The following is an 18,729-nucleotide window of genomic DNA, read 5'->3' on the forward strand; positions in this document are numbered from 1 at the left end:
AGGTATACCCCTGGGTATTTGCTTATGTACGCCCATGCTTTCCGGGCACAAAGGTATACCCCCAGGGTATTTCATTCTTCTGTATCGCAAATAATAAGCCTGGAAAATATGCAGAAACGCATCTGGAATGTTCCTGAACTGGAACCTGCTTTTATAATAGCCGAAAAAAAGGAAAAAGGCAATGGTTTTTTCCCTGGTATCACCCTTTCTCACAACAAAATAAGGATTACTCTAAAAATCAGTAATCTTTTAAGCCGTGAGAAAATTCAGGCATATAGGCCCGGTAACGGAGGGGCATGTGGTTGCGCTGACAAGCCGGATTTGTCCTCTCTTTTATGGAAATGCTTTTTCTAAAGCGCTGAAAAAGTACTTCATACTCGTCCTCATCCGACGCTTTTTTCATTCGATCTTCCCATTCCGACGAAATCAGATCAGCCAAAAACCAGGGCCTCAGGGCCGGATGCAAAACCGCCTTTTTCCTGTTTTCATCGTATAAAACCCAATTTTCTCCTGACAGACGGTCCATAAAATGAGGAGCCAGAAGAACAAGCACATCATTCTTTGGTCCGATCCGGCTCACCAGCAGGCCTCCTTCCATCTCCACAAAGCGCACAAAGCCTGTGAGCAGATGGGTCTCATTATCAATATGACGGCACATTTGAAATATATCGTATACCTCCTGGACCTGAAGCATATGGACAATGTTTGCTCCAAAATGGAAGCCGTAAATCAAGAAACGGTAAATTTTATCTGCACGGTCCTTTTCCTTGCTTAAGGCAGCTTTGTATACAGCAATATAGGCTTCCTCTGATATCTTCTTTCTGATCGCCTGCACCACCTTATCCACATTCACTGCATTGACCGGAACCTCCTGGTACTCACAGAACAGCTCCATGGTGTCCTCATTCCCCATGATGCCAAGCTTCACATTCTCATGCCCCTTTCTACCGGTCCATGCTGCATATACGCCGCTGAGAATGCCTTCTACGCTGTTCTCACATAAATAGACTGTTTTCATATCCGGACTCCTCCAAAATCTGCCAAAGCGGGTAAATTCATGTCATCAAACAGGGAAAGCTGTTGAAACGTTCCCGTCGAACCGATGTCCCATACTTTTTTCTGTTCCTCACCGATGAGATGACCGGAAATAAAGTCTTCCTCGATCTTAACCGGATACATCATCCTGCCGGAACATGTGATAAAATAAAGCGCCCGTTTTAATACGACACCGATCTTTTTCAAAGCGTCAAAATCCAGAGGCCCATTTCTTCTGGCCGCAATAATACGCTTTGCTGACTTCACGCCCATTCCAGGAACCCTCAGAAGTGTATAATAGTCTGCCCTGTTTACTTCCACCGGAAACAGCTCCAGATGGCGCAAAGCCCAGTCACACTTGGGATCCAGAAGCACATTAAAATTAGGGCGGTCCTCAGAAAGCAATTCCCCCGCTTGAAATCCATAAAAGCGCATGAGCCAGTCGGCCTGGTACAGCCTGTGTTCCCGCAAAAGAGGCGGTCCCCCGGGAAGAGCAGGCAGGCTGCTGTCCTGGTTAACAGGGACAAATGCAGAATAGAACACTCTTTTTAAATCATAATTCTGATAAAGGGCCTCCGCCACCATCATCATCTGAAAATCATTTTCCCTGGTGGCCCCCACAATCATCTGAGTGCTCTGCCCTGCCGGCACAAAGGACGGGACCTTTCCGTATTCCATCAACTCGCAGCGGTTGGCCGCGATCCCTCTCTGGATCTGCTTCATGGGCGTAAGGATCTTGCTCCTGCTCTTACCGGGAGCCAGCTTCTTAAGTCCATCGGCCGTGGGAAGCTCTAGGTTGATGCTCATACGGTCCGCCAGAAACCCAGTCTTTTCAATGAGAACCGGATCTGCTCCCGGAATGGCCTTTACATGGATATAACCTCGGAAATGGTGCTCCTCCCGAAGTTTTTTAAGGGTTTGGTAAATCAGATCCATAGTGTAATCAGCACTGTGAAGAACTCCGGAGCTGAGGAACAGCCCTTCAATGTAATTGCGGCGGTAAAACTGGATCGTCAGCCGGCACACCTCATCCGGGGTAAATGCAGTCCTCACCACATCGTTGGAGCACCGGTTGATGCAGTACTTACAATCATGGATACACTGGTTGGTAAATAATATTTTCAAAAGAGAAATACATCTTCCATCTGCGGAAAAACTGTGGCAGATTCCAGGTGCCGTTGTATTCCCAAGGGTCCCAGCCTTCCCCTTCCGGTCCACTCCGCTGGAAGTACAGGCAACGTCGTATTTTGCGGCATCAGACAATATTTCAAGCTTTTCCTTTACACTTAATTCTTCCTGAATCAGCATTTTTTCACCTCGAACACACGTTCTTTTTCTTTATTGTAGCATAAGCAGACTATTTTTTCAAGCATTTTCGAATGTATGTTCTACTTTTTAGAAAATCTACGGAACCAGGGCCTGCAAAAGACTTTATATGATTTATACAATTATAAAAATCAACAGTTCTTTAAAAAGACCGGAGAACACCTGATTGCAAAGAAAGCAGCAGTTAGAGAGAACGCCTGATCCGTCTCTCTAACCGCTGCCTTCAGGTAAACTTAAACCCCTGCTATTTTAAATCCTCAGCCGCAAGGTCACTTCCGGCATATATCTCTTAAATTCTGTTCCTCACCCAGCCGCCTGCCAGAATCAGGCGGCTGGGTGTCAGGATTCTGCAGGAACCGGATATGTAGTTTCTCCTCATGATCTCTCATTGCTCCGGGATATGCCAAAATTCCTGCCTTACTGTCATTTAAAAACTGAAGTTATAGATTGCCAGATATGTTTGAAAATATTTCCGATCCGATGAAAAATATTTCCATCTGGGTAAAAATCCTCATCAACGTTTACATCATCATTGCCCTTTTCCGCTTTTATTTCCTCTGTACGCAGGATCATCTGAATGCTCCTGGGGGAAGGATTCTTCTCCGATGTTATGGACATTGGGGAGGCCTCTAAGTCAATGCTTAATATTGTCGTTTTATCCGTCGTATATTCATCCCATTTATCATCGATCATTCCCTTGATGGTATTCTTTGCGTTTCTCAATACATCTGTCTGGTTTAACCCATTTCCAGCCTCATCCAAAGCACCGGCCAGGCCGTTTAAGGTTTTCTCCGTGCTTCCGTTTAAAGAATCCCCCACAGTCTTCATCTGGTTTTCAAGAGAACGGAAAAATACATTCATGGAATCAATGCCTCTGGAAGCACTGTCTGTCATTTTTCCAACATCATTCAGGGTCGTGATCATTTCGTCATGGTGACGGTTTAAAATGCCATTTAAATCATCGGCAGCGCCGATCAGATCATCGGCTGTATCGCAGATGTTCCCTGCAGCAGTTGCTATTCCCATGGCCCCGTCAAAAGCCCCGCTTACAGGACCTCTTAAGGAATACAGATCCCCGATCAGTGCCTGGGTCATCCCAAGCATTTTTCCCAAATCCCCGGTCAGCCCAGCACCGCTGTCAACCAGTTGGGGAAGAAGGGCTGCCAAAGGAGCTGCCGCTTCCACCACGACCTTGGACCCATTGCTGGGAGTTGCCGGCCGGCCGGTTTTCAGTGCAGAGGACAGATAGCCGGTAAGAGCATTGATTTCCGGCAGGGAGTAGCCTTTTTCATTAAACAAATAGGAAGATATCTCATCTTCATCCATAAGTCCCTCATCCTTGATCTCCTGGATTAAATCCTGCAGTTCCCCAGCCTCAATTCCGGCTGCCGAGCTGCTTAGGGAATTGTTCAGCGCCGTCAGCTTTGGAAGGGTCTGCCCCAGGGAAGCAAGCTCCTTTGCCAGCTTCTGCTGCTCAGCGGTGAGGGTATATAAGTGCTCTTCTATCTTTTTTGCCTGCCCAAGAAACGCCTGGGATTTCAGATCCGTCTGAGAGTTTTTTGCCATTTTCCGAAGCTCTTCCACTTCGTTCCTTAAATGCCGGACACTGTCCTGCAAATCTCCCAAATCCGGTGACAGATCGTCAAGAATTTCCACCGTGTGATTTGTCTGGGTCCTGATGTCATTTAAGGCATTTCCGGCGTTCTGGGTGTGGTTGTAAAAGGGCCGCAGGGTCTGGGACAGGCCGTCAAGCGCTGCCAGAGCCTCGTCCGCATTCTCATACACCTTACCCTTGGAATCAGCGAATATCTGCCTTGTTTTATCCAGTCCCCTGATGCCATCCGCCGTATCCCCAATGCTTTTTTGCATATTCCCCATGGTGTTTAAAACCACATCCAGGCTGTCGCTGATGGCATCTGCCGAATCTTCCATGGTTTCCTTGGCATCTCTTAAATCCGCAACCTTATCAAGCTGGCTCACCGTCAAAGGCACCATGGCAAATACAATGCCGGGAAATTTAAAATCCTCCGAACCGATGCGGATGGAATAATGGCCCTCCTCCCCCGGCAATTCAAAGAAAACAACCATATTTAGATTTCCCATGGCCTGTACCTGGGCTCCCTCAGCCTCCAGGCTTAAGTTTTTATCCATATCCACCATCGTACTGGCCATAAGGGCCATGTTATTCTGGTAATAGCCGGAAAGCCCTTTATTGGGGATGAGATCCACATTGATCTCAATCAGCCCCGTTTCTCCGGCCAGCTCTTCCGCCTTTTTTTCCACCCCGTTTAAACGGTAGCTCACTTTAATATCCCAGGGAAGCTGGGATTTCTCTGTTTGGGTCCGGCCTTCAAAATAGAACCGGCTTCCCGTCTCTTCCGGAGAAAAGGTGATGGAGCCGTCTTCTCCCATGACAGGTTCCGAATGATCCGTTAAGTTCATCACTTTCTCGTAAGCACCGTAATCCACCACCTTGCTGTTTCCATTCATCTGGTAATTCTTTACAATGCTGCTTTCCTTTATCTCCCCATAAGGGTCCATGGTCACATAAAGAGTTTCATCATACTGAGGCACTTCCGGCGAGGCCAGGGCCGACAGCACCGGCTGAAGGGAGAATATGGCAGCCAGGCCCATACTCAGGATTTTATTATACTTTTTCATGGTCATTATCTCCTTTTATTTTCACTTTTCCATATCTTAAACGCCGTTTTTCCTTCCGTTTTGCCGAACGAAGCTGCTGGTTCTGGATCTGTCTGTCAAAGGTGCTTAACAAGGCCGGAAGAAGGGAAAGCACCAGAACCATGCTTAAGACCGCTCCTCTTCCCACCAGGCGTCCCACCTGGGAAATTGCCTGTATGGACGACGTAAAATACAAAAGATAACCTACGACCGTAAGAATTCCCCCTGACGTCAGGATGGAAAGGGTACTTTTTGAAATGGCAGCCATGGCAGAATCCGTGTTGTTCATGGTTTTACGAAAGCCCAGATAATTATTGGTCATGAGAATGGAATAATCAATGGTGGCCCCCAACTGCAGGCAGCTTACAATGATATATCCAATGTACACCATGAAGTCTCCCATCACATAAGGCAATGTCATGTTTAAATAAATGGCCACCTCAATCGGTATGATAACAAGGATTGGAACCAGGACAGACTGGAAGGTAGCAAAAACCACCAGAGCCACTCCCGCCAAAGACAACAGGGAAACCTTATTGTAGTCATCAGTCAATATATCCCGGATATCAATGGTTGTGGGAGTCATGCCTATGACATAAGCATCCTCCGGATAATATTCCCTGACCACACGTTCCAGCTCCTGGCTGCAGTCAAAGGCGTACTGGCTTTCCTGGACCGTATTTAAAGAAACCAAAAGTCTGGCGTACCTCTCACTTCGAAGCTGTTCCCTGACTTTTTCCGGAAGAAAGCTTTCCGGGATTCCCTTTGGCACTGTCCCTGCCATGGACATGGCATAATTTACGAAATCCAGGTCTTCCAACGCCTCCGTCAACTGCCGTTCCTTTACCAGGTCACCGTTTGGAACAATCCCGATGATCATATTGGATTTTCCGAATTCCTCATTGATGGCCTTGGTGTCCTCATAAACCCTGGTTCCCGGTCCTGCTCCAATGGCATCATCCCCGTAATAAAAAACGTTCATATTCTGACCGAAGTAACAGGGGACAGCCAGAAAAATGGCAACCACGAAAACAGGCTTGCGGATCCGGTTCATCAACCTTGCAAATGGTTCAAAAGAAGGAAAAAAAGGTTTATGAGCCGTTTTTTCAATCTTATCATTAAAATGCAGGATCAGGGTTGGCATAAGAAACAGCACGGTAGCCAGACTGCAGACGATCCCCTTGGTCAACACAAATCCCACGTCCCTGCCGATGGTAAAACGCATGAACGCAATCACAATAAACCCTACAATGGTGGTGGCCCCGCTTGCCAGGATGGAACTGCAGGATTCCTTTACCGCCAATTCCATGGCCTCATGTATTTCAACGCCGGTATTCTTAATTGCCGTAAAAGTATGTAAAAGGAAAATGGAATAATCCATGGATACTGCCAATTGCAAAATGGCTGCCGTGGAAAATGTAAAAAACGATATGGAGCCAAACATCAGGTTGGATCCCATGTTCATGATGATGGCCACAAGCATAATGGAAATAAACAAAAACGGTTCCATCCAGGATGTCGTGGTAAGGGTCAGTATCACCCAGATGATCACCAGCGCCATTCCGATGGCCATGGTAATCTCCTTTGTAATGGATTCTTCACGCTCCTTACTGGATACGGCGCTTCCTGCAAAAAAGCCTCTGTCCTTTCCAACAATGCGGTAAATTCCGTCAACAGCTTCCCGGGTCAGATGACTGTCATCGCCATTTTCAAATATCACATCCATCAGTGCATACCCGTCATGGTAATAATCCTCCATGGAGAAGGCATCCACAGACATCATATCAGTAATTCCCTGGTTTACGAAGGAGGCTCCCATATAAACATCCGTGGTCAGGTCCGGACCTATGACCAGATCAACCCCTTCCAGATCCGATATCTGCCCCCTTATTTTTTTTGCCTCCTGAAGGCTTACATCCTTTATCATGATCCGGGCCATGCCAGGATACCCAAATTCATCCTCCATCACATCCAGAGCCTGTTTTGTCTGAGCGAACTGCGGCAGGTATTTGCTTAAATCGTAATTGACCTTTACAAAAGGAAAGCAGACTGCGCAGATAATGGTGGCAAGAAAGAAAAAAGTTTCTATTTCCTTTCCCCGGTACACAATCACATGCACAATTTTATCAAATAAACTTTTGTCTTTTTTCATTATTTCCTCCATTACCAATCCTTATTCTACTAATAGATACATTATTGACTTTTGAACATGTGTACATTATAATACTCTTGTAAATAAGTTTCAATAATCAATCATTGGCGATAATTCTATTAATAATCATAAGTTATTTTTTCATGCAATACTCAACAGTTTTCGTCATGGTGTTCATGGTTTTCAGTCCCTGAAAATGAAAATCAAGCATGGAAACACAATTGGAGGAATCATATGGAAATGCAAAAACAGGATCGCCGCATCCGAAAAACCCAGAAACTGTTAAAGGAAAGCCTTCTTGAACTCATGGAAAAAAAGGACTTTAAGAACATTTCCGTAAAAGACATTACGGAAATGGCTGATTTAAACCGGGGCACCTTTTATCTGCACTATTCCGATACCTACAGCCTGTTGCAGGAGATGGAATCCGAAGTCTTGAATGACTTTCAGGATATGGTCAGCAACTGCCGCTATGCCTTTAAAAAGGACTCGCTCCTGCCCGTTGTCATCCCCATCATCCATTACATTGAGGAAAACAAAAAGATATGTAAAATCCTTTTTGAGAACAGCTCATCCAATGACTTTGTAAACCGCTTCCATACCCTTATCTTAAAAAACGGCACAGCCATCATCAGGGAACAGTACCCGGATGCAAAAGAAGTGACCATGAATTATTTTCTTGAATTCATCACCTATGGGCTGACCGGTGTCTTAAAGCAATGGGTTGATACGGATATGCAGCAGCCCAAGGAAGAAGTGGCTGAATTTGTGGATAAGGTGATCATGGGAACGGCAAAAAAACTTCTTGCCGTATAAACAAAATCAATTTTATTTAAAATCCTTATTTTTCCTAAGGAATGAACCGATATATGGATAGCGATGTTAAGCAGCCATTTGATCTGTATTCCGCATCAGTAAATACACAAGGATGATCATTATGCCAAAATTCACAAAAGCCAAGAAAGAGAAGGTTCCCAAGACAAAAACAAAGAAAGTAAAGGCCGCAAAGACAAAAAAAGAGAATAAAAAACCGGCCAAAGCTCCAAAAGCCAAAGGGAAAAGCCTATTGCCTAAAAATAAAAGAGTCCTGGTTTTACTGACAGCAGCTCTTATGATCATTATTATAGGATCTGCCCAGGCCATTATCCTGCTCACCGCAAAAAAGAAGGATGTCTCCAAAGAACAGGTGCAAAAACCGCCCTCTTATTACTTTTCAAAGGAAGAAGAGATTTCTTCTGTAACGGAAGTTGTAGGAGAACGTGATTTTGAAAAGCAGCCGGTTTCCGATGCCAGCCAGGAAACAGAAACAAAGGAAACCGATGACCAGGCACAAAAAGCCAAGGAATCTTCTGCTGATTCTCCCCCGGAAACCTCCGGCCTGGGGGATCGGTACAAATACCTTCATGTGGAAGATATCTCTGCTGATATAAAAAGCTACGTGGATTATCTGGAGGGAGAAAAAAGTTTCATTGACGTGACGGATAAATCCAAGCAGGCCGGGCAGACTTCCCCAGAAGAAGCCCCAAAGACCGACTCAGAGATTTACAAGCTGGCAGGCCCCTCAAAAGATTCCTCTTCCTACCTTTCCATCACCCTGGAATCCGAAACTGACAGCTATACCGTGACCACTGCTAAGGAAAACCAGCCTTGGAGCACTTATTTTAAGGACCAATGGAATAAGCAGAAAAAAACAATCGCGGATTTTGAAAAACAGCCGAAAACGACCAATACCATTGAACAGGCTGAAGAGACCGTCCGTGCCCAGGGCCAGGAAAAGCTTGGCCTGGTGGAAACTGCCGACGCTTACGAGTATATCGCAGCACCTGGAATATCTAAAATAGACGGCAAAAATTATTATACAGTCAGGGCATACAAACGCCATAGTGATGATACCCTGATTTACGTTGCTTCCTATTTATTTGACTATGATACAAGCAGTGTGGCTTTTCAATACGATGAAATGACAGGAAAAGCAATTCCTCTCAGTTGATGCAAACCATAAAAGACGGACAGTCCCCAGGGATTGGTTCCGTCTTTTTATCTTTGCTCCTTTCCCTTTTTATGCTATAGTAATGATATTAAAAACAGAAGGAGATGTTGTTATGGAATTTATTCAATTGGCAAAAGAACGTTACTCCGTCAGAAAATTCAGTGACCGGAAAATCGAAAGGGAAACGTTGGATTTGATCCTGGAAGCAGGAAGATTGGCTCCTACTGCAGTGAACTTTCAGCCGCAGCGGATCCTTGTCCTTGACAGTATGGAAAACCTCACCAAACTCGTATCCTGTACTCCTTATCATTTTCATGCTCCTCTGGCACTGCTAGTGTGCTATGATTCCACGGTAAGCTGGAAAAGGCCTTACGATAACAAGGATATGGGGGAGATTGACGCCGGCATTGTTGCCACACAGATGATGCTTGAGGCAGCAGAATTAGGGTTAGGCAGTACCTGGGTAGGTCATTTTGACCCTGCAGCCATCCGGACGGCCTTTGACATCCCTGAACATCTGATTCCCGTGGTCCTGCTCCCCATGGGCTATCCCAGGGAAGACTGCAGCCCCAGCCCCTATCACGAAAAGCGGTTTGATATGGAGCATACGGTTTTCTTCAACTCTTTTCAGGATGCAGAGCCTTCCAAAGGATGATAACCTTTCATGAACCCCCATACCTATGCATAAGATAACTATATACTGCGTTTAAAACAGCAGGGTGGGGGCTTTATCATGAATAAAATATTTGATAACGAATATTATGATTTGATCGTCAGCAACTCTTTAGTTCCCGATTTTGATGCCGGCAATAATATCACGGTTCTGAATGAAAAGTTTTCTTTGCTGCATATATGGAAAAACAGTATGGATGCCTGTGACCTGGGACTGTATCCTTACCACAATTTTCCCTCTCTTTTTACACTTACCTCGAAATTAAGCATTGAAAAATCCGGTATCATCAATGTCCGCAAGCATCCCCATTTAAACCTGATGGGGCTGGGGGTGCTCATCGGCATCGTAGATACCGGCATAGATTACCAGCATCCTGCGTTCAGAAATCATGACGGTTCCACCCGCATTCTATCCATATGGGACCAGACCGACCAAAGCGGCAAGCCTCCTGAAGGTTTCAGTTTCGGTTCTGAATACGAAAAAAACCACATAAATACCGCATTAAAATCAACCGATCCCCTGGCCATAGTTCCCACCGTTGACACCAACGGACACGGCACGGCAATCGCCAGCATTACCTCCGGCAGTCCCAATGAAAAACAATCCTTTACCGGCGTTGTTCCACAAACAGAGCTTGTAGTCGTAAAATTAAAAGAAGCAAAGGAAAACTTAAAAAAGCTGTTCTTTGCTCCTGAAAACGCCCTGTGCTATCAGGAATCAGACATCATACTGGGTATCCGTTATCTTCTCTCCGTTTCTCAAAAAACAGACCACCCCATTGTCATATGCATTGCACTGGGAAGCAGCCAGGGAGGTCATGACGGGCTGAGTGTCCTCAGCTCCTACTTAGACTACATCGTACAGTTACCCATAACCGACGTATCAGTTGCCGCCGGAAATGAAGCAAACCGGCGCAGACACTATTTCTATTATTCAGCAGCCGAGCCCTTCTGCAATGGCTTTAATTTAAAAATAGGGGAAAATGATAAAAAATTTTCGATGGAAATCTGGCCCTTTCCTCCCGGGAAAATAACCATCGAAATTTTTTCACCCAACCGGGAGATCGTTCAAAGCATATACCCGTCTTCCAGGGATTGTCAAAAATTCAGTCTTTCCTTTGGCCAAACTACCATATGGATCAACAATATCATTTTGGAAGGCGCCAGCGGGGACCAGCTCATTTTAGTACGGTTTGACAATCCCACTCCCGGAATCTGGTATTTCCAGGTCTCCAGCACTGAAAACGAGCCTTTTTCCTTCCACTCCTGGCTGCCTTCAGGAAATTTGATCTCAAACGAGACTTTTTTCTATCGATCAAGCCCGGACACCACCATAACCTCCCCTGGAAATGCCAGAAATCCCCTGACCGTTGCTGCCTATAACCAGTTTGACGGCAGAATTTTGGGAGAATCAGGAAGAGGTTATTCCAGATTCGGTGAGATTGTTCCCGATGTGGCGGCTCCCGGATACCACATTCCCTGCGCCCTTCCCGGAAATCAGTATGGAAGCATTACAGGTACCGGCGCCGCAGCGGCCCACGCGGCGGGAGCGGCGGCCATTGTCCTGGAATGGGGATTCTGCAAAGGCAATCATACCACAGTCACCGGAGTCCAGATCAACCATATGATGATGCGGGGAGCGTACAGAAACAGCGCCTATACTTATCCCAATAATATCTGGGGGTACGGGCAGATAGACGTATACAAACTGTTTCAAAGGATAGCCGCAATTTGATGAATGCATGGGATTAAGGTTAAAAGAAATACGTCTATAAAAATACCTTTTTAGCTGCCAAATCCATGATTGGCAGCTTTTCTTTTAAAAAATATCACCGTCCCGATTCCCCCCAGGCAGGCAATCCCTGCCAGCAGCAGATAACCGGTCCCTATTCCCTTCCCGGAGGCCAGTGCCCCTGTAAAAACAGGGAAGGTGGTCATACCCACCGCATATACGGCCTGAAACAGCCCCATAGCCGTGGACTTTCTTTCTCCGGGAATTTCCTCCATTGCCTCTGAAGTTGCAAAAGAAAACAGAATGCCGGTGGACATTCCCGGTAAAATCTGCAGCAGCAAAAGCACAGGGATACTTCCTGCGGCCGGAACCAGGACACAATACATGGCCACAACGGCAAATGTCAGGGGAATCCAGAACCTTGGACCTTTGCGGCTGCAGATGCCGGAAGCTGCAAAAGCCGCAAATCCTACGGACGACATCATATAGATGACAGAGGATATTCCCACAATCCCGTCTGACGCTCCCATCCCTTTCAGTATCTGGTTTGTAAACGACATGGCAGTGGTCAACTGGATCCCCTGCTGAATCAGGGCTATGAAAGAGAACATCCACAAGCGTTTATTTTTACAAACAGAAAGCAATTCCCCGGTTTTATGTATGCCTGGAGAAACAGCCGTCTCTTTGATCCCGGCAGCAAGAAGAAATGATATCAGGCCTGCGCAGACGCTTAGTATACAGATCCCGGCCATGCCGATCCGGTGATAGGTGACCGTACTGCACAGAAAACCAAGAAGCATTCCAAAATTGTTGAACAGTACGATCCGGCCGGTGGCGGCCTGCTGGTTCCGGGCGGAAAAATGGCTGGTATAGAAAACCATAAAAGAGATCCACATGGCGGAAGCCAGCCCGGAGAAAAGATTGGCAACCAGAAAACCGGCGCCATTGCACCAGAATACCCGGAAAACAGATGCAGTTCCTGAGGCAAGGGCTCCTGCCATGATAAAATACTTATGCCTGCCAACGGAATCCGCATAAAGCCCTATGGGAAACCTTAAAACCAATTGGGAAATTCCATAAGCCCCTACAATCATTCCGGTAAATGCGCTGCCGGCTCCGCTGGCTGTCAAAAAAATCGTCTGATATGGAATGTATACATATTGGGCAAACCAGAACAGGGACACCATGGCAAGGTAATGGATTTCCTGTTTGCGCGTAAACGTCAGTTCCTTTAAAATCTGTTCTTTCATCTTCTCTTCCTCTGGGCGTATTCCCTAAAATTCTGTGAATTTGCCTTAAATACCTTTGCACTGGTATAGGCAAGAATAATAGGCATGAAATAAAACAATGGGGAAGCCCCCTTATGTTTTCAGAGGCGCCCACATTTGCTATAATGTCTTTGGCTATTTGATTATAATTCATTTTCCACTCCCCTTTCAAGTGTTTTAATATCCTGCCATCCGGCCGGAATGGCAAAATAAAAAAGACCCGATCAAGCTACATCAACCATAAGACTATAAAAACAATCAGTCTTATGACTCTTCACTCAATCCGATCTTGCCTGCATTACCAGTAACACGTCTTCCTGCCAATCCCGCCATTTACAGGAACAGACTGTGTTTCCTTGTCCGTTCCTGTTTTTCTTAAAACTTCCCATTATTTTTCCGGCTTAACCGCAAATGTCCTGATCTGCCCAGGCTCTATGGCCACACAGCTCCAATCTGCATTTTTCCCGTCTCCCCTTTCATCCAGCCTGCGCTCGTTCCAAACCAGCCGATTTAAATCTGCATGGAGCAAAAGTCTGGAGTCAAATGGATTGTAACAGCGGAGAATCAGTTCTTCTGCTTTTTCTGCTTTCTTAAGCGCACTCAGGATCAATCGTTTTTCCCCTATCTTTAGAAGACTATACTCATATGGTACTCTGATTTCTGTGGGATTCAATTTCATAGCATGGTACGGCATCTTATTGTATGTGATAACCGGTGTTATATACTCTTTGGCCTGCTGTGCCGCACAGGGAATCCAGGTTGTCAGGGCAAATTCAAATCTTTGTATTCCCTGCATCTGGGAATCCGGTGTCTCCATCTTAATTCCGGAAGGTCTTCCCGGACGGCGGTATAAATTCTCCTTCCCCAGCACTCCAACACAGCGGAACAGTGTAATGGCTGTGGTGTCATGCCCCCGGCCTGTCATTTCATACTCCCGCACAGAATTAGTCAGGACTGCGATTCCCCTGTTTCCTTCCGGATATACGTAGGAAAGGAACGGATAAATGGAGTCCGGGCGCTCTGACCAGTTTTCTTTATCCCAAACTTCCATGGCGCAGTCTTCCACCGGCCGCCGTATGACTCCCAATTGATTATCACAGACAGAATACCTCGTTTCCATTCCATTGGGAATCAGCACCCGAAGGCGGTGATCCTTTGCCTGATTACAAACCTCTGCCCTAATCTCAATCACTTTGGAATCTTTTCTTAAAGTAATATTCCAGATCACAGCCAGCACAGCATCACAGCTCCTGTTTTTTCTGCTCTCCAAATCTTTTGGAACCGGCATGGAGTACCGGATAACAGCTTTTGTCATATGGTTTAAGCAGTGAATCTTTACATCTGAATCAACCGCTTTGCCGGTAACCACAAAATCCTCTTCCAGGGGGGAATAATCGTATCCATCCCCATCGTCACTGCCGTCTTCCAATAAAAGGACTTCCGAATAGGTATTTCCCCTTTCCTTATCCGTAATGCACAAGGTACCGTTTTTTAATATTTTAATCTTATAATATCTGTTTTCAATCACATCTGTTAAAGTGCCCTCAGCCGTACTCCCATTCTCCCCTTGTGACTCCTTTAAAAAATATGTCCGGTATCCCATAGCCGGTATGGTATCCTGGAAAACTATTTCATATTTTACAAACGGGTCATAATTTCCATAGTGTACGATCTGTCTGTCAATCAATCCTGGATCTATGGTTTCCTTTCTGCAAATCTCAAAGGGGATCTTCCTGCCCTCTTCATCTTCCAGCTCAAAATTACGAATTCTGGTTATAACCTCCCCTGTTATAACCTCAGTTCTTTCATAAGGAAGCAGATTAAATGCAGTAAGTTTATCCACAGATATGCTGCTGTCCATGCTGTCAGCAATCTGGCGCATGTAAAAATCCATTAATTGGTCAGCCCGTTCTTCTGTAAGAAAGAAGCGGTCCCCGATTGCCCGGTGAACTTTATCACTGCAGCAGCAGCCAATGGAATCGTGGGCATGGTTTTTCAAAAGTTCTTTCCATAGCTGCTCCATTAAACCGTGTTCATACGGAATCCCAAGGCTATAAGCAATGCTCATCAAAGGTTCCAGTAAATTCGTTATTTTATTTTCAATCCTGGTATTTGCAGACTTTAAATCAGCTCTGGATGAATAAATACTTCTGTGAACACGCATATATTTTCCATCCAGAAATTCTCCCCGAAGCGTATCCAGGCCTTCTAATTTCTCAGTGCGCTCAAAAACATCTTCATAACCCCCTATGGAAACCTTTCTTTCCGGATACAGCTTTTCAATCTGTTCCATCACCTGAAAAATATTCTTCTGAATTGGCATCTGGTCATGGCCGTTAGGAAGGAGTATATCATCTGCTGCGGCTCCTTTATCCAATACCGGAAGATATTTATCCAGTCTCGCTTTCAGCCCATCCGGCTCTATTGGCAGATACTTCCCAATTGCATATCCAAGGGGCAGAAGCTGAACCAAAACCTTTGATCCGTCCAGCCCCTCCCAGTAAAATTCTGTTTTGTCCGTACCCATTCGCTCCGAGGTCCCCCGCCAAAAGATACACCGTTTGATACCGAATCCATTTAAAATCTGCGGCAGCCGGGCTGTCTGCCCAAAAGAATCCGGCAGATATCCAATATCCATACGCGGCCCCAGCTTTTCACAGTCCATCATACCATAAAGCAGATTACGGATAATGGATTCCCCTCCTACTACCATCTCATCGGTCTGGGTATACCACGGGCCTATGATCAGTTTTCCCTGCTTTACCAGTCTTTTAACACGCTCAAGGTTTTCCGGTTTCACAGAAAAATAATCTTCCAAAACTGAGGTCTGTCCATCTAAGACAAAGCAGGGGTATTCCCTTTTGGTTTCCAGCATGGTGAGAATTTCTTCCATATCACGCACCAGTAAAATCCTGGATTCTTCCACAGTAAAATACCATTCCCTGTCCCAATGAAAATGTGGAACTATGTGTATACGATCTGCCAAACGTTTCTCCGCCTTTCTTTTCTATACTTTCTGTTGTTTCTCGAATTTTGCTTTTTTTAATAATATCAGAAGAATTGTAGAAATAACCGCTCCCAATACAGCCGCAAAGAACCATATGATGGCATTAACAAATCCGCCGAATCCATCCTTTAATAAAAACAGGGAGAAAATTCCTGCTCCAGGCACATCCAAGCCGATATTACACATGGCCACAATGGCTCCTGTCACTGCAGAACCGGCGCATAGAGAGAAGATCACGCGGATCGGATCTGCCATCATTAAAGGAATCGCACCTTCGGTGATCCCGGCAAGCCCCAGAATCCAGGTAGACATCCCAGCCTCCCTCTCTTCCTGGGTAAAATACTTCTTAAAACCAACGGTTGCAAAGGTTACTGCAAATGCAGACACCATTTTAATAGAAGCAAATGCTGCGTACGGCATCAGAAGCCCTTCTGACATAGCGCCGACACAGAATGTGTATGCCGCCTTATTTACCGGACCGCCAAGATCAAAGGATACCATAATTCCAATGATAGCGCCAAGAAGGCCGGCATTGGATCCGCTCATACTTCCCAGCACTTGAATCAGTGACTGATTCAGCCATGCAACAGGTTTTCCAAGGATGAAAATTATGACAATTCCTACAATTAACGTACTGCATACAGGATAAACCCAAAACGAAACAAACCCGGAAAATATGCCTTTCGCAGGAATATACTTCCTTAAGATTCTCACCGCATAACCGGCAACCAATCCTCCTAACATTCCGCACAAAAATCCGCCGTTAATCAGATTTGCAGCAATTCCGGCAGCGAATCCCGGGGCCAGTGCAGTCTTGTCTCCAAGAGAGTAAGCCATATAGGCAGAAAGCATGGGGATCATCAGCGTGCCAAGAGTATTGCCCCCCATTTTTCTAAAAAGCCACAGCCAGCTATTATCCAGATTATAAAGCTCCTGTAATCCAAACCCCTGGGCTATTAATACTGCAAACGCATTGATCATACCGCCTGCAACAATGATAGGGATGATGTAGGAAACTCCTGTAAGCACTGCTTGTTTGACTTCACTCCCAACGCTCTGTTTTTCCTCTTCCCTGCTTCCTGCATATTCTCGTTTTTCCCAGGTTTCCGCTTTATCCAGTGCCGCCCTGATGATACCCTTTGCATCTTTAAGGGGAGCGGACACTTTGGTTCTATAAATTGGAAGGTGATCAAAACGCTGAGAATCCTTTACTGCCACATCAACCGCAAAGATTGCAGCATCAGCTTCCTTTAAGTGCTCTGAGGTGTGGCGCCCCTCCACGCCATTGGCTCCCTGTTTTTCCACATAAACCTTAACTCCCATTTCTTCGCCCGCCTGAACCAACGCTTCCGCTGCCATATAGGTATGGGCAATTCCTGCGGGACAGGCTGTTACGGATACGATTGATTTTTCATATGTTTTTTTCGCATCCACTTTTATTGGTTCATAGGAAAGATTCTTATAAAACTCCTCACTGGTTTTGGATGACAAAAGATGTTCCAGATAACCATTGTCCGATATCTTTGTCATCAATTCTGCCAACAGCTCCAAATGGGTGCTTCCGGCCTCTGCCTCGGGTATTGCCAGTAAAAACACATAACGCACTTTGTTATCCGGAGCCAGGCTCTCCCAGTCTTCTATTGGCTCCCTGACGGAAGCAAATGCAAAGGCTGCAGTATGGACTGTCTTGCTTTTCCCATGGGGAATGGCGATTCCCTTATCAATTCCCGTAGCAGATAAGCTTTCCCTCTCTTTTACTGCCTGATAAAATTCTTCTTTTGACTGAATCTTTTTTTCTTCATAAAGCTTTTCAATCAAATCACGGATGGCCTCATCCTTGCTTTTGTAACTGCGGTTCAAAGCAATCAATTTTTCATTCGTTACCCCTTTAAGATTCATAACCCTTCCTCCTTATTTCTTTTTAAGAACACTATAGCACTTATTTTTTCCAAAACAGCATTTTGGTAATTTGCACACAGGACTTTAGACAGGTATGACACAAATACACAAAAACAGGTATTGTTTTTTATACAATACCTGTTGAATATAAGGAAACTAAGCCATATAATACGTATTCCAAAAATCTTCACTAAGCAGCCGCAGCAATACCATTAAACCGCACCGGTCCGTTACATTATAATCATTCACAACCCGGTATTCTCCCCAGAAGAACAACTGCAGATCCGTCATGTCAGCCAGTGGATTTTTGTTAAAATGAGTGATACTGATTGTCTTCATTCCCTTTGCCTTTGCCTTTTGGGTCAGATCCAGAAGCCGTTCATTTTCTCCCCGGGCGCTTATGACAACCAGAACATCTTTGCTTTTGCCATGCTCCACACAGTAAAACATATCATGAATATGAATTTCACTTTCTACCTTTTTTGCAAAGCACCGGAGATTATTCTTCATCATTTCACAAAAAGGATAAGAATCACCAAGTCCGGCGAATATGCAGCAGTCTGCCTCTATTAAGGTTTTGGATACCTTTTTAATGACACTTTCATCAATCGTATCCAGTGTTTTCACAATATTCTGGGGCAAATGTTCCATGAGCTGATGAACCAGTGTCTTATCTCCGGCCTCTGGCTTATCCTCATTGCTTAAGGCATATTTTAACTCGGAAAAACCACTGTAACCAATCTTCTTTGAAAATCTCATGACAGCATTGGGTGCAACGTAAATATCTTCTGCGATCTTACGTATAGACAGGTTCATGATCTCTTTCCTATGAAGATTGATATAGTCAACGATCAAATCATCGGTGTCATTGAGTTGGAATTCATGCGACAAAATCCGCTGTTGAAAAGTCATATTTCAGCCCCCTTACTATTTAGTCAAGCAAGTCCCCACCACCACCGCCTAATGCCT

The 18,729-nt window shown here is 45.3% G+C and carries 12 protein-coding genes; 4 read left to right on the forward strand and 8 right to left on the reverse strand.

Annotated elements, in window-relative coordinates; all coding sequences use genetic code 11:
* Positions 1–238: 238 nt before the first annotated feature.
* The 4 genes from ACYVD3_RS21420 to ACYVD3_RS21435 all read right to left on the reverse strand — a co-directional run bounded on the left by ACYVD3_RS21420 (position 239) and on the right by ACYVD3_RS21435 (position 7,192).
* Positions 239–1,018 (reverse strand): TIGR03915 family putative DNA repair protein, encoded by a 780-nt coding sequence (locus ACYVD3_RS21420; protein ID WP_460644528.1) that lies wholly within the window; start codon positions 1,016–1,018, stop codon positions 239–241.
* The gene (locus ACYVD3_RS21425; RefSeq protein WP_460644529.1) at positions 1,015–2,343 is read right to left on the reverse strand and encodes a putative DNA modification/repair radical SAM protein; all 1,329 of its coding nucleotides are present in this window, start codon (positions 2,341–2,343) and stop codon (positions 1,015–1,017) included. The genes ACYVD3_RS21420 and ACYVD3_RS21425 overlap by 4 nt, the downstream gene beginning before the upstream one ends.
* A gap of 441 nt (positions 2,344–2,784) precedes the next feature.
* Entirely contained in the window at positions 2,785–5,022 is a 2,238-nt protein-coding gene (locus ACYVD3_RS21430; RefSeq protein ID WP_460644530.1) for a hypothetical protein, read from the reverse strand.
* The gene (locus ACYVD3_RS21435; protein WP_460644531.1) at positions 5,009–7,192 is read right to left on the reverse strand and encodes an efflux RND transporter permease subunit; all 2,184 of its coding nucleotides are present in this window, start codon (positions 7,190–7,192) and stop codon (positions 5,009–5,011) included. Before ACYVD3_RS21435 ends, ACYVD3_RS21430 begins: the two co-directional genes overlap by 14 nt.
* Before the next feature lie 234 nt (positions 7,193–7,426).
* Here ACYVD3_RS21435 and ACYVD3_RS21440 point away from each other — a divergent pair, with 234 nt between their 5' ends.
* From ACYVD3_RS21440 to ACYVD3_RS21455, 4 genes are all read left to right on the forward strand, one after another.
* Positions 7,427–8,008 carry a TetR/AcrR family transcriptional regulator gene (locus ACYVD3_RS21440; RefSeq protein WP_460644532.1) on the forward strand — a complete coding sequence of 194 codons (582 nt, stop codon included), beginning with the start codon at positions 7,427–7,429 and terminating at the stop codon, positions 8,006–8,008.
* A gap of 121 nt (positions 8,009–8,129) precedes the next feature.
* Complete coding sequence (locus tag ACYVD3_RS21445; RefSeq protein ID WP_460644533.1) at positions 8,130–9,182, forward strand: hypothetical protein; 1,053 nt, start codon at positions 8,130–8,132, stop codon at positions 9,180–9,182.
* A gap of 112 nt (positions 9,183–9,294) precedes the next feature.
* Positions 9,295–9,837, forward strand: coding sequence for a nitroreductase family protein (locus tag ACYVD3_RS21450; RefSeq protein WP_460644534.1), 543 nt, complete (start codon positions 9,295–9,297; stop codon positions 9,835–9,837).
* Between the two features lie 78 nt (positions 9,838–9,915).
* The gene (locus ACYVD3_RS21455; RefSeq protein WP_460644535.1) at positions 9,916–11,589 is read left to right on the forward strand and encodes a S8 family peptidase; all 1,674 of its coding nucleotides are present in this window, start codon (positions 9,916–9,918) and stop codon (positions 11,587–11,589) included.
* 50 nt (positions 11,590–11,639) lie between these two features.
* Here ACYVD3_RS21455 and ACYVD3_RS21460 read toward each other — a convergent pair whose 3' ends face one another.
* The 4 genes from ACYVD3_RS21460 to ACYVD3_RS21475 all read right to left on the reverse strand — a co-directional run bounded on the left by ACYVD3_RS21460 (position 11,640) and on the right by ACYVD3_RS21475 (position 18,672).
* Positions 11,640–12,836, reverse strand: coding sequence for an MFS transporter (locus ACYVD3_RS21460; protein WP_460644536.1), 1,197 nt, complete (start codon positions 12,834–12,836; stop codon positions 11,640–11,642).
* Positions 12,837–13,242: 406 nt separating this feature from the next.
* Positions 13,243–15,840 carry a mannosylglycerate hydrolase gene (mngB, locus tag ACYVD3_RS21465; protein WP_460644537.1) on the reverse strand — a complete coding sequence of 866 codons (2,598 nt, stop codon included), beginning with the start codon at positions 15,838–15,840 and terminating at the stop codon, positions 13,243–13,245.
* Between the two features lie 21 nt (positions 15,841–15,861).
* Positions 15,862–17,760: a PTS 2-O-a-mannosyl-D-glycerate transporter subunit IIABC gene (mngA, locus tag ACYVD3_RS21470; protein ID WP_460644538.1), complete on the reverse strand. Its 1,899-nt coding sequence runs from the start codon at positions 17,758–17,760 to the stop codon at positions 15,862–15,864.
* A gap of 156 nt (positions 17,761–17,916) precedes the next feature.
* Complete coding sequence (locus tag ACYVD3_RS21475; protein ID WP_460644539.1) at positions 17,917–18,672, reverse strand: MurR/RpiR family transcriptional regulator; 756 nt, start codon at positions 18,670–18,672, stop codon at positions 17,917–17,919.
* Positions 18,673–18,729: the final 57 nt, after the last annotated feature.

This window comes from Lacrimispora brassicae, from assembly GCF_054772055.1.

Bases quoted from the DNA above. Each gene is read 5' to 3' on its own strand.
- ACYVD3_RS21455 (WP_460644535.1), top strand. From the start codon at position 9,916: ATGAATAAAATATTTGATAACGAATATTATGATTTGATCGTCAGCAAC.
- ACYVD3_RS21425 (WP_460644529.1), bottom strand. From the start codon at position 2,343: ATGCTGATTCAGGAAGAATTAAGTGTAAAGGAAAAGCTTGAAATATTG.
- ACYVD3_RS21420 (WP_460644528.1), bottom strand. From the start codon at position 1,018: ATGAAAACAGTCTATTTATGTGAGAACAGCGTAGAAGGCATTCTCAGC.
- ACYVD3_RS21445 (WP_460644533.1), top strand. From the start codon at position 8,130: ATGCCAAAATTCACAAAAGCCAAGAAAGAGAAGGTTCCCAAGACAAAA.
- ACYVD3_RS21435 (WP_460644531.1), bottom strand. From the start codon at position 7,192: ATGAAAAAAGACAAAAGTTTATTTGATAAAATTGTGCATGTGATTGTG.
- ACYVD3_RS21430 (WP_460644530.1), bottom strand. From the start codon at position 5,022: ATGAAAAAGTATAATAAAATCCTGAGTATGGGCCTGGCTGCCATATTC.
- mngA (WP_460644538.1), bottom strand. From the start codon at position 17,760: ATGAATCTTAAAGGGGTAACGAATGAAAAATTGATTGCTTTGAACCGC.
- ACYVD3_RS21450 (WP_460644534.1), top strand. From the start codon at position 9,295: ATGGAATTTATTCAATTGGCAAAAGAACGTTACTCCGTCAGAAAATTC.
- ACYVD3_RS21475 (WP_460644539.1), bottom strand. From the start codon at position 18,672: ATGACTTTTCAACAGCGGATTTTGTCGCATGAATTCCAACTCAATGAC.
- ACYVD3_RS21460 (WP_460644536.1), bottom strand. From the start codon at position 12,836: ATGAAAGAACAGATTTTAAAGGAACTGACGTTTACGCGCAAACAGGAA.
- ACYVD3_RS21440 (WP_460644532.1), top strand. From the start codon at position 7,427: ATGGAAATGCAAAAACAGGATCGCCGCATCCGAAAAACCCAGAAACTG.